This window comes from Chryseobacterium sp. 14P4.3.2, assembly GCF_057799275.1.
This window is the reverse complement of the sequence record NZ_JBYOKO010000007.1, coordinates 109925-122586: the sequence shown is the minus strand read 5'-3', so window position 1 is coordinate 122586 and position 12662 is coordinate 109925. Positions and strand designations below refer to the sequence as shown.

General features: G+C 36.1%; 11 protein-coding genes. 9 read left to right on the top strand and 2 right to left on the bottom strand.

Going from position 1 to position 12662, the window contains the following annotated elements:
- The first annotated feature begins 8 nt into the window (after positions 1-8).
- Entirely contained in the window at positions 9-836 is an 828-nt protein-coding gene (locus AC27VX_RS12405) for an SIR2 family NAD-dependent protein deacylase (protein WP_236857447.1), read from the top strand.
- A gap of 81 nt (positions 837-917) precedes the next feature.
- The gene (locus AC27VX_RS12400) at positions 918-1703 is read left to right on the top strand and encodes a TatD family hydrolase (protein ID WP_300685666.1); all 786 of its coding nucleotides are present in this window, start codon (positions 918-920) and stop codon (positions 1701-1703) included.
- Between the two features lie 93 nt (positions 1704-1796).
- Here AC27VX_RS12400 and deoD read toward each other — a convergent pair whose 3' ends face one another.
- Together deoD and AC27VX_RS12390 are read right to left on the bottom strand one after the other, a co-directional pair.
- Positions 1797-2507, bottom strand: coding sequence for a purine-nucleoside phosphorylase (gene deoD, locus AC27VX_RS12395; RefSeq protein ID WP_236857448.1), 711 nt, complete (start codon positions 2505-2507; stop codon positions 1797-1799).
- Positions 2508-2717: 210 nt separating this feature from the next.
- The gene (locus AC27VX_RS12390; protein ID WP_236857449.1) at positions 2718-3569 is read right to left on the bottom strand and encodes an AraC family transcriptional regulator; all 852 of its coding nucleotides are present in this window, start codon (positions 3567-3569) and stop codon (positions 2718-2720) included.
- Between the two features lie 112 nt (positions 3570-3681).
- On the opposite strand from AC27VX_RS12390, the gene AC27VX_RS12385 reads away from it, so the two are divergent.
- From AC27VX_RS12385 to AC27VX_RS12355, 7 genes are all read left to right on the top strand, one after another.
- Complete coding sequence (locus AC27VX_RS12385) at positions 3682-4836, top strand: acyltransferase family protein (RefSeq protein ID WP_488695823.1); 1155 nt, start codon at positions 3682-3684, stop codon at positions 4834-4836.
- Positions 4837-5067: 231 nt separating this feature from the next.
- On the top strand, positions 5068-5715 hold the full coding sequence (locus AC27VX_RS12380) for a hypothetical protein (protein WP_488695821.1): 648 nt from the start codon (positions 5068-5070) through the stop codon (positions 5713-5715).
- Positions 5715-6851 (top strand): AAA family ATPase, encoded by a 1137-nt coding sequence (locus tag AC27VX_RS12375; RefSeq protein ID WP_488695819.1) that lies wholly within the window; start codon positions 5715-5717, stop codon positions 6849-6851. The genes AC27VX_RS12380 and AC27VX_RS12375 overlap by 1 nt, the downstream gene beginning before the upstream one ends.
- The gene (locus AC27VX_RS12370; protein ID WP_488695817.1) at positions 6824-7567 is read left to right on the top strand and encodes a hypothetical protein; all 744 of its coding nucleotides are present in this window, start codon (positions 6824-6826) and stop codon (positions 7565-7567) included. Before AC27VX_RS12375 ends, AC27VX_RS12370 begins: the two co-directional genes overlap by 28 nt.
- Entirely contained in the window at positions 7558-9936 is a 2379-nt protein-coding gene (locus tag AC27VX_RS12365; RefSeq protein WP_488695816.1) for a hypothetical protein, read from the top strand. Before AC27VX_RS12370 ends, AC27VX_RS12365 begins: the two co-directional genes overlap by 10 nt.
- Positions 9926-11623 (top strand): APC family permease, encoded by a 1698-nt coding sequence (locus AC27VX_RS12360; protein WP_488695814.1) that lies wholly within the window; start codon positions 9926-9928, stop codon positions 11621-11623. Before AC27VX_RS12365 ends, AC27VX_RS12360 begins: the two co-directional genes overlap by 11 nt.
- Entirely contained in the window at positions 11610-12635 is a 1026-nt protein-coding gene (locus tag AC27VX_RS12355; protein WP_488695812.1) for a tetratricopeptide repeat protein, read from the top strand. The genes AC27VX_RS12360 and AC27VX_RS12355 overlap by 14 nt, the downstream gene beginning before the upstream one ends.
- The last annotated feature ends 27 nt before the right edge of the window (positions 12636-12662 follow it).

Here is a 12662-nt window from a genome sequence, read left to right as displayed (position 1 = left end):
TTAAAACCATGGAAGAATTAAAATCAATTTTAAATACAATAATTAAATATAAAAAAGGATATATCACTTTCCTTACCGGAGCGGGAATCTCTGCAGAAAGTGGGCTTCCTACCTACCGTTCTATTGATGGAATCTGGATTAAAGGAACAAAGTTCCACCGTCCGGAAGAATTTGGAACTTTCAGATATTTCAGCCAGGAGCCGGAAGAAGTCTGGCAGTACAACCTTTTTTGGAAAAAAATGATTGCCGACGCAGTACCCAATAAAGGACATCTTGCTTTGACCGATATAGAAGAGCTTTTGGGGGATAGATTTAAGCTTATTACTCAGAATGTAGATGGTCTCCACCAAAAGGCTGGTACGAAAACGGTATATGAAATTCACGGTAGTAAACAGAAAGTTCGATGTTCAAAAGAATGCAGCGGGCCGGTTGATTTTCCAGACAATGTTGCATTTAAAGAATATACCGAAGATCTGACTCCAGAAGATATTGATGGATTGAAATGTAAAAAATGTGGAAACTGGCTCCGTCCGAATACCTTATGGTTTGACGAAAGTTATAATGAAAAATATTATTACTTTGATACTGCATATGATATTGCAGATCATACGGATATTCTTTTTGTAATTGGGACTTCAGGATCTACAACATTGCCTGTCAATATTGTAGAAACCGTAAAAATACGAGCAAAACACATTGTGGTCATCAATCCGGAAAATGATACTTATTTCCATTACATTCTTAAAGGATTTAAAACACTGAACTGTATACAGGAGAGCAGCAGTATTGCTCTTCCAGAATTGAAAACAATGATAAAAGAAATTATAAATACATAAATTTACCTTACAGCAGAAGCAGTCAGAACTACTGATGCCTCTGCTTTTTAATTTAAATAAACACATAAAAAAGTAAAACAAATGAATACATACATTGATATTGGCATTAATCTGACCAATAAACAGTTCTATAATGAACACGAAGAAATTATTAACCGGGCTCTGGATAATGGAGTAGAACATATGATTCTTACTGGGACCAGCGTGAAAGGAAGTAGAGAGTCTGCTGAAATAGCAGAGGAATATGCGGAAATTTTGTTTTCAACAGCAGGAATTCATCCCCACGATGCCAAATCCTTTAATCATGAAAGTATCGCTGAGCTTAGAAAGCTATTAAAGCAGGATCATGTGATATCAGTAGGAGAGTGCGGACTGGATTTTGATCGTGATTTTTCTCCCAGACCTGTTCAGGAAAAATGTTATAAAGCTCAGCTGGAACTTTCAATAGAAGTTGATAAGCCTCTTTTTCTTCATGAAAGATCAGCTTTCAAGAGATTTAACGAAATCACAGACGATTATCTTTCCAAATTACCCAAAGCAGTGGTTCACTGTTTTACCGGAACATTGGAGGAAGCGAAAATTTATCTTGATAAAGGATTTTATTTGGGGTTTACCGGAGCAATCAGTGATGAAAAAAGATTTAAACATTTGGAAGATGTGATCAAATATGTTCCCCTCGATCGAATGATGATTGAAACCGACGCTCCATTTATGCTTCCGAAAAATATGCCCCGGATTCAGAACAGGCGGAATGAACCCTCATTTTTACCCTATGTGGCACAAACAATTGCTCACTTGAAAAAAATCGGTATATCCGAAGTCGCAGATGAGACTACAGAAACTGCTAGAAAATTTTTCAGCCTATAAAAAAGAGCTCTACTGATACAGTAAAGCTCTTTTTGTATAGTAAAGCAGAAAAGATATTAGCAAATTTGATGTTTGCCAGTCTGCTTTTAGTTCTTATAAACTTTTGATTGCCGATTCCAAAGCCAGCTCCATCATTGGTTTCAAAGCTGTTTCTCTTTCGTCAGCAGAAATCTTTTCATGAGTTGGGATGATGTCAGTTACTGTAAGGATGGTAGCTGCGTTTTTTCCTAAATGCTGAGCATTCGCAAACAAACCAAAGGCTTCCATTTCTACTGCGGGACAGTTATATTTTGTAGCAATAGCAGGAGTTTCAGGATCTTTTCTGTAGAAAATATCACTGCTGTGGATGTTGATCGCTTTAGCATCTAATGATAATTCCTTAGACGTTTCATTGATGGTACTAAAGATATTCCCCTGGTGAGGAAGAATCTCATCTTCAATTCCCCATGCATATTTAGCGTAAGTACTTTCACTGGCTGCATTTTCAATATTTAAAATATCAAAAAGTTTAAGATCAGTATTATAGGCTCCACAGGTTCCGATTCTGATGATGGTATCTACTTCATACTCTGTATAGAGCTCAAAAGAATAGATTCCGATACTTGGAAAACCCATTCCACTTGCTCCAACAGTAATTTCTTTACCCTTATAAAGACCTGTATAATAAAATATTCCTCTGGTTTTGCTTACCAGTTTCGCATTTTCTAAATAATTTTCAGCGATATACTGTGCACGAAGCGGATCCCCCGGCTGCAATACTACTTTAGCAATTTCTCCTTTTTTTGCACTGATGTGAATACTCATAATGTTATTTTGAATGGGGCAAAGATAATAACTTTTAGATTGACTGAGTCATCAGAAATAGGTATAAACAACTTTTTAACACTTGATTTTTCGTGAAACCTTACAGATTTTTAAGACCTGTAAAGAGGTCACGGAGATTATTTATTCTTAATTATTGGAAGCTATTTTCTACTTTTTACTGCTGCCTGTTGACAAAGAAAAATTGCAGGCTCATTCTTCAACTTGTTTCCTATACTGCGTTGGTGTTGTATTTTTTATCCTTTTAAAAACACGGTTATAATATGGGATATCATTAAAACCTGAGGCAATGCAGATTTCTGCAACAGATAATTTTGTTTTTAGCAGCATTTGGCAGGAAGATTCAACCCTGAATTCGGTAAGATAAGAGAAAAAAGACTGGCCGTTCATTTTTTTGAAAAATACACAAAATGACGATTTCTGCATTCCCATCGATTTTGAAATCTCCTCAAGACTTATATGCCGTTGAAAATTTCCTAATACAAAAAGATGAATTGCCTGAAGTTTCCGTTCTTTGCTGTTTTCAATGACTGGCCGCCCTACAATATGCATTTCCTTGCAGTAAGATATTACCTGTAATAAATGAATAAAAGAAGAAAGTCTTTCAATAGGATTCTGATGAATCATGGAAGCCATTAAGATCTGTAACTTTTCCAGCAGTTCACCCTCAAATGATACTGCATTTTCATTACTTTGAAGCTCAGAAATACTATAATATAATTCAGGAAAAAGACTTTTACAGTGTATTAAAAAATCATTCTCTATAACTATTGTTACATTTTCAATTTTACCTTCATCATCATGTACCGATTTGTCAAAAGACCAGCAATGCGGAATGTTGGGGGGAATAAGAATAATTTCACCTTTTGAAAAATTTTCAATAACATTTCCAATCGTTCTTACTCCGCTTCCTGTCAAAATATAAGACAGCTCCCAGGTTTGCTGTTGATGGAGCGGCACTTGTTGATCCCATGTAATATGCACATGATCAAAATGAAAGGTGCTGGTTTTATTTTTTGGATAATATTTTAAATTTTGTTTCATTGTGATAAAGTGAAATTGCCAGAATGCAAATATGAGACAATAATTAAAAAATATAGAACAATATTGTTGAAGAAGAACATTTTATTTTTGTATTGTATCTTTTTAAGACAATATGAATCAAACTTTAAACATTTCTCAATCGAGACCCCACTACGAAATTCTGGATGGCCTTCGTGGTATAGCGGCAATTATGGTCGTTTTTTTTCACGTTTTTGAAACATTTTCAAATGGAGATCATACCCAACAAATTATTAATCACGGATACCTGGCGGTGGATTTTTTCTTTATGCTTTCCGGATATGTAATCAGTTACGCCTATGACAACCGCTGGAACCAGATGACCTTAAAAGATTTTTTTATGCGCCGTCTGATAAGATTGCAGCCAATGATTATCATCGGATCTTTAGTAGGGGGCATTTTATTCTATTTTCAGCATTCCGAAGGCCTGGGCTGGGGAGGAATTGCTGCCACTCCGGTTTGGAAGCTGCTATTGGTAATGTTTATAGGAATGACAGTGATTCCTGTAGGCAAAAGTTTAGACATACGGGGATGGAACGAAATGCATCCTTTGAACGGACCTGCATGGTCATTGTTTTTTGAATATATAGCCAATATAGTCTACGCACTTTTTTTAAGGAAAGTTTCAAAAATTGTGTTGGGGATTTTAGTATTGATCTCTGCGGGAGTTACCATTCAGTATGCATTCACTAATCCAAATGGAGATATCATTGGTGGCTGGTCTATAGATAATGCCACTCAAATGAGAATAGGCTTTACAAGATTAGCATTTCCTTTCTTGATGGGGATTTTTTTAGCAAGAGCAGTTCAATTAAAATATACAAAAAATGCTTTTTTAACGACCAGTATTCTATTGATTATCCTGTTTGCATTTCCCCGGTTAGGAGGAAATACAGCCCATTGGCAAAACGCTTTTTATGAATGTTTTACATTAATGATCATGTTTCCGGCTGTTATTCTGCTGGGTGCAGGCGGAAAAGTCGTAGGGGAGAGAGCAAACCGCTTATGCAAATTTTTAGGTGACATTTCATATCCAATTTATATTACTCATTTTCCTTTAGTCTATGTTTATATGGCCTGGGTAGTCAACGGCAAACATACACTGGAAGAGCCACAAACATTGATCATGGGAATAATAACGGTTATTATTGCTGTCATTCTTGCCTACCTTTTCATGAGATTCTATGATATTCCGGTTAGAAAGTGGCTGAACACGAAGTTGATTGTAAAAAATAAAATAGGAAAATAAGAAATAGTTTAATTCTCAAAGCACAACCTGGTGTTGGCTTCTCAGTTCACATTTTTCATGTGAACTGTTTTTTATTACGTAGAACCTCTGTTTTATTTACTATTATATTAATTCTTAAAAAAGACTTTATTTTATGCAATTTTATAAGGTTAAATTTCAATAAACAGTCTTTTATTGCCAATCCTTTAGTTAAAAATTGTATTCTCTGCAAAATAATTTTATTTTTGTTAGATGATGGAAACAGGATCCCCATTTTTAGATACAATCTTTTTACTCAGGAAGAATGAATGCATTACCCTTTTTTCAAGTTTACATGAAATTTCCTTAAAAGAAGAATTGGATGCCGCAGATTATTTCGAAACAGAGTTTGAAAAAGAAAGACTTGAATTTTTGTCTGATCAGTTGATCTGTAGTAAAGAAACAGCAGTTTGGGCGGCAAAAGTTTTGTATCATAGTGCTCAGCTGCACCTTATCAGAGAAAATACAGCAAAAGATATGGACAAACTGATTCCGGAATTTAAAGGAGTAAGAAATATTTCATCTATATTATCTGCTGATTTGTCATTAAGGTTTTTACCTCAGATCATTCTTATTTTAAATATTGCAGACTCTGAAGATAAGCTCATTACCATACTTGAGGATATTCTGACACTATTTCATTATTCCGGAATCGGATACGATCTTGATCTTAAAAATATCAACTGGGAAAAAGAACTTGAAGATAAAACATATCGGAAACTGTACCTGGAAAGAATCGTTGAAAAAAGAGATTATAAACTGGCGGAAATTCCGTTCATCAATAAACTGCTCATTGCAGAATTTGGAATGCATAAAGAAACATTCTGGAAAGAATTAAAAATAATAACTCAAGAAAACTAATGACTCAGAATATCAATAAACTCAATACAGTCCTTACCTACGTAAAAGATACTTTTGTAGGTAAAAATGATGTGGTGGATCTACTGGGAATCTGCCTTCTGGCCAGAGAAAATGCGTTTTTGTACGGGCCTCCGGGAACAGCAAAATCAGCGATTGTAAGAACCTTATCAAAAACGGTAAAAGACGGCAAAAACTTTGAATATCTGCTAACCCGCTTTACAGAACCCAATGAGATTTTCGGTCCTTTTGATATCCGGAAACTAAAGGAAGGAGAGCTTTTGACTAACACGGAAGGGATGATGCCTGAAGCTTCTTTGGTTTTTCTGGACGAAATTTTCAATGCTAATTCCGCTATCTTGAACTCGCTTCTGATGGCCCTCAATGAAAAAATATTTAAAAGAGGAAAAGAAACGAAACACTTACCTACACTAATGTTTGTAGGAGCAAGTAACGTACTTCCGGAAGATGAGGCTCTAAATGCATTATTCGACCGTTTCCTTGTGAGAATTAATGTAGATTACGTCAATCCTGAACTACTGTATCAGGTTCTCCTGGCAGGAAGAAAACTTGAAAATAACGAAGAGGAAACAGAAGTTCCGCAAATTCATGCAAATGAGATCAGGGAACTTCAGAATCTGTGCAGAACAGTAGATCTTAAGCCGATCTATGAAGTTTATCTGAATACCATCATGAGTTTACGAAATACAGGAATTGCCATCTCGGACCGTAGAGCAGTGAAGCTTCAAAACCTAATTGCTGCAAGTGCCCTGATCTGTGGAAGAAATGAAGCTGTGCTTTCAGATCTTTGGGTACTCAAACACATCTGGGATACAGAGGAGCAAATTGAAATTCTTGAAGGAATTATTAACAGAACCATAGAGAAAGATGATCATCTGGATTCCCACCCACAAGCTATGCAGAATAAGACCCCCAATCCGGAAGAAGTGATGAAGGATGTTAAAATTCTTGTAGATAAATGGAATGAGGGAGTGTTGAGTTTTGAAGAGCAAAACGTGATCAAGGATAAATTAAGATATCTACAAACTCGTTGTGACTGGATCAGAAATCCGGAGCAGAAGCAGTATATTCAGCAAGAAATAGAAACCTTATGGCAGAAGATTCTTCAAAGCATATAAAAGAATTCTGGGCAGAACTTCCCCGTGCCAATGAAGATTTTCTGGGATCTATCAGAGACTGGAGAAATGTGCAGATCGCCTTGGATGATGACACCATATGGCTGAAAGATTTTACAGAGGAGCAGGCAGTATCTTCGGAAATACACCAGCTTCCTGACTTCGTACTGTATGAGCTGCGCGACGGACTTCTGTTTAGAAAAGGCGCTTTGGTTCCCAGTAAAAAGATGAGAACAGTCTTGCTTTGGATACCTATTGATAAAGCTTTGAAACTTACATTGCCGGTTTCTAATAACAACTATTTCGAAATCAGTGAGAAAGTTCAGATCAGCCTTATACAAAGTGATGAAGAAAAACCGGTAATAGGTTTACTGTGCAACATCGCTGATATTAAAGAAAGTATGGCTGCAATACCTAAATTTAAACTTGAAAAAATACAATGGGTAGTCATAGGAGATAAAGCCCTGTTTGTGGGAACTCCATTATTAAGCCTTCCGGGAAAAACATATTGGACCAAAGATGGGCATTTACTGCCTTCCGGACTAGACTTTGAGTTTAAAAATGTAAGTATATTACTGCATCAAAGGTATAATAAAGAGTCAGATGGATGGCTTTTATGGGATGAAAACGGAAGCTATTTTTCAATAAAAAAATCAGATTTCCGAGAGCTTTCCATAAGTTCATTTCGTCTTACTCAAAAATCTGAAGAATGGAATTAAAGGTATACTTCCAGTCCTATGAAAACTACTTCTGGGAATGGAAAACTGATGAAGATGTTCCCGGAGATTCCGGATATCATGAAAATAACCTTCTGTCGGTTCCGGGAGTAGGAGCTATTGCTTACAGACCCTATATAATGGAAATCCTGAAAGAACTTCAACCGCAGGGATGGCCTCCATTTGGGGCATTGCTGATGGTTGTGTATGCTATGCAGGATGGATATATAGATTTTGAAGGCCCGTTGAGACGTACTGCTGATTTTTATAGAATAGGGAATTTTGATTTCAATGCTGAAAAAGAAATTAAATTCCTTGAAAAGATAAAATTGCTTCCAAAAGTTTATAAACAAAAGCAGAACAGAGTTGTTCTTTTGCAGACCTTGTTTAAAAATGGACACAATAGAATATCTTCCGTGAATGCAGAGGCCATTCTGAAAATCTATTATAAAAGGCCACATGAAATTTCGGGGTGTGCGGAAAAGCTAAATGCAAACCCCACTGCTCTAAACAGAGATTTGAGCGCCTTAGATCTCAATAGGGAATTTCCAACTGTACAATCTATCATTGATGCCATGAAAGGTATTATTGAAGAGCCGGAACTGGATGATGAGGTTGTACAGGAAGAAGCAACAGCAGATGCCGATAAAGATTTTATAAGAGAACTCATTGAAGAACCCAAAACATTTCAGGTGGGCAGCCTGATCAAAAGAATCTGGAGCGGCCTGAAAATTCCGATGCGCCATCTTTCTCCGGGAGAACAGCCTATTGGCGGAATCTCGGATATGACAAATAAAGGTGATTTCAACAGAATGCTTCTATCTGAGTTTGCCAATGAAGATGAGGTTTTTATGAATCGTGTAGCTAATAATGAAGCTCTTTACATTCAAAGAGAAATACCGCCTGAAGAAAATATTTTCGAAAGAATTATCCTTATCGATACATCCCTTAGAAATTGGGGAACCCCAAAAGTATTGGCTTTTGCATCAGCTATTGCCATTATCAAACATCCGAAAGCGCATTCAGAATGCAAAGTATTTGCGCTCGGCCAGGCAGAAATTTCTATCTCTTTAAACAAAGTGGAAGAGGTGGCTGAAAATCTGAATCAGGTAAGTCCTGTCTTGGAAGTTTCAGAAGCACTGGAGAAATTTTTTAAAGAAGAACATTCTGAAAAAGATATTGAAGTTTTTTTTATTACCCACCAGGAAAATGTAGCTGATGAAAAGGTTCAGAAGGTCATTCATGAAAATAGAGACCGTCTCAGATTTTTGGTTACAACCGCTTCAGATGGGGAAATTAATTTTTATAAACACCATAAAGGAACAAGAAAGCATATTCAGAAAATAAAACTGCCATTACAGGAATTGTGGGCTAATCCGCCCAGACAAAAACAAACAGTCAATAATGTAAACAGTAAGAAAACCGACCTTCCGCAAAACTATCCGATCCTCTTTCCAACGCCGGTTAATAAAATTGCTCAGTTTCTATATGAAGGAGAATTTTATATTCTGAGTGCCAAAAAGCAGTTGCTGAAAACCTACCTTTCTGATAATTATTACGACAGAAATTCCTATGATTACTATAAAACATTCCATGGTTGTGAAGTTTTGTTTGATAATATTTCTGTAAAACCAAGAGGACAATTTGCTTTAGCCAAAAATAAACAACAGCATTTTATACTATGCCAATATCAGCCTGATAAAAAATTAGTATCTAAGCTTAATATTAATACCAAAGAATATTCAGAACAGAATCTTACCGGATTGAATATTCCCGATTCATACAAGCTGATTTATTTTAGTAAAAACTTTTATCTGCATCAGCCAGAAAATCCACTGTATTACAAAATAAATATAGATGGAAATATTTCCCTTGAAACTATTTCCGGAAAAGACAAAGAGCTCGAAAGAAACAATACAAAAGCAGAAGCAGAGGTTGCCAAACTAAATAAAAACGGATTAAAGATTATCAGTAATTTTACCAAAATAGGAATCAACGAAAATCATAATATTGTCATTTCCGGCAATGTATTAGGAAGCCTGTATGAGAACGCATTGACCCTCCATAAGAACCAATCTGATATTATCATACTTGCAGAACAGGATAAAAATAAATTTACTTTTCCAGACGGAAGTGAAATTGTTACCGATGCCCGGGGAATGCTTATTTTCAGAAGCAGTAACAAAGGAATTGAAGAGTTTTTTATCCCTTCTACCACTTATGGCCTGCTGTCTCTGGCTACCTATATTGAGTTCGGAGGAACAGAATATTATCTTCCGGAACATCCCTTATTGAAAATAAAAACAATGGAAGATATGCGTTCCCGGTTTTTAAAAGCATTTATAGAACAGATCTTGGATTATGGAACTTAGAATAAAACCTTTCCCGAAAAATAATTATCCAAGAAGAGGACTTTTGATCAGGGGCTCTTCCCCTGTGATATGGCTTCAGGAAATGGAAAAACTCAGCATAAAACTGAGTGGAGTAAAATCTTATGCTATTCCGGCAAATCTTCCCAATGAGTTATATGGGTGCTTTCTTGTTTTTGATGATCACGCTCCCCAGGAAATAGGAAAAAATGCTTATTTCCAGTGTGTAGATCACCGATTTTTTATTCCCGAAAACACTACTTTTTATCCTAAGATCAATCAGGAAGATTGGGAACTGCTTGACGAATTTCTTTTGATAATGCATCCTGAGTTTGGACTGGTAAAACTATCCGAAGAAATTGATTGGATAGCCTTAATAAAAGAACCTGAAAAAACAGATGGAAGTATCAGAAAACCACTGAACGGAGTTGTCATTCCCCAGAAAATAGACCGCTATACCGTTGAGATGGATGATGAAAAAGTACTTCAGGCACTAGAGCCATCTCAGACAGAAGAAGAATGGATGAACAACCTGCCTTTTGACCTGAAGAAAGTAATGGCAGGAAATAAAAAGGAAATAGAAAAATATTTAAAATATATTGAAAAATATCCTGACAGAGCCATAGAACTAGGGGTACCTTTAGATATCATGGGAACTTCCAGAGGAGATGGCTTTGGAAAATTTACCTGGCTGGGAGGATTGTTTGGAGGGAATTTTAATGGTAAAAAAGAGAGTGCCGGTACAAGAAATTTTCGTAGAATATTCTGGGCAGTTATTATTATTGCGATTCTTTTAAGAATAGTACTGCCATCGGAAAAAGATAAGGCTGGACAGGCAGAAACAGTTGCTTCTTCAGGAACTGTTGTGACAGATGCCGTAAAACCTCCCTCAGACATGATTGCTTTTCAGTCTGGAATTTCAGAAATTGATCTCAAAATCGATTCTATTTACCATCAGAAAAGAAAAAAACTATCCAATGAACTCATTACCGCAGGTGTGGTAGAATCCAGAAACGAAAAAGAAAGAGAAAACTATAAAAAGTCCGGAGGAAGAAGTGTGGGCGAAATAGGTCAGGATATTGATAAACTGGGTAATAATGAGCAGCAGAGCAGAGATTCTCTCAAAACAATTTATACTAAAAAAATTAAAAAACATGTTGCCGGAAAAACGGAACAACTGAAACGCAGAATTTCGGATTCTCTGAAACAATATACCAGAGGACAGCCTGTAAATGGAGATGTTGTGAAATATATTTTAAAGAAAAAGCAGGTTTTAATGGAAGATTCCCTTGGAAAACTTTACGGAACCTTCAATACCACAGATCCTTCTTCAGCATCAGTCAAAAAATCTAAAGTAAAAGGAATGAGTACAGATGGCTCTCCACTAAAAAAAGAACCTCCGGTTACTGATATCCTGTATATGATTATCTTTATGATCGCTGCAGTCGGATTTTATTCCTTTTTCTTTAAAAATAAATCCGTAAACCTGGGTGGTGATCATGTACCGGGATGGGTGAAATTAATTTTAATAGCAATACTTATCGCAATGCTGATCTATCTGTTTTACCCATTAGTGAAAATGTTTGGATATAACTGGTTTGTATGGGCGCTTGTTATAGGAGTAATGCTGTTGCTTTACCGTCTGTTCAGAGAAGATAAAACCATTTTAAACTCAGATGATGAAGAATAAACAGAAATTTATAGACAAGTTTATGGCCGCTTTTGTACTGCTGGCCATATTTAAGCTCATCGGGATCGCAGCACAGCTTTTCCATGAAAGTTTCTGGAGTGTAGTTGGAACACTGGCTATTTTTTCAGTAGTAGTCTTTATCATACTTCTTGTCATCACTTCCCTGAAAGCTAAAGAGAGAAATGAACGCAGCTCAGGAAAAAGAGGAAGCAGCGGGGGAAGCTTTTATCTGGAAAATGCGCTTTTCGACAGAATCAGAAGCAAATATGAAGAACTTGCCGAAAAATATATTGCTGAGAAAGACTATAAAAAAGCAGCAAGAGTTTATATGAACCTTCTTCAGGATAATTACAGAGGAGCCAAAACATTGGAAGATGGCGGATTTTATAATGAAGCAGCCGTTGTATATCTTAAGAAACTGAAAAATAAATCCGATGCTGCAGTCTGCTATGAAAGGGCTAAGCAATACAAAAAAGCCATCGATCTGTACAAAGAAATGGAACAAAAAGAAAAGGTAGGCGATCTGTATAAAGAGATCAATGATCTTAAAAATGCTCATACTTATTATCAAATGGTTGTTGATGATTATACAGCCAATAACCAGATGGTAAAAGCTTCTTTGATATATCGTAAAAAAATGGAAAAAACAGAAGAAGCCCAAAAAATACTACTGAAAGGCTGGGAAGAAGATAAAGATGCATTCAATTGTCTGAATAATTATTTCGCTAATATTTTTGATATCAAAGAGCTGAAAACAGAAATTCGTGATTTATACAGAAAAACTCCTGATTACAGGAAGACCACTTATCTGGAAGCCATGAAACATGAATTTAGAAAAGATCCGAAACTGCAGGAAGTGACCAAAAATATCGCATACGAGATTATTGCTGAAAAAATAGGAACCCGTTCAGAAATTGTTAATGAGCTGAAATACTTTAATCCGGATGATGGAGTAATCCTGAAAGATATTTCCAGATTTAAAACTGGACGTAACAAAATGTTCAGAAATTAAGATTAAACCATTCAGTAACAAGCTTAC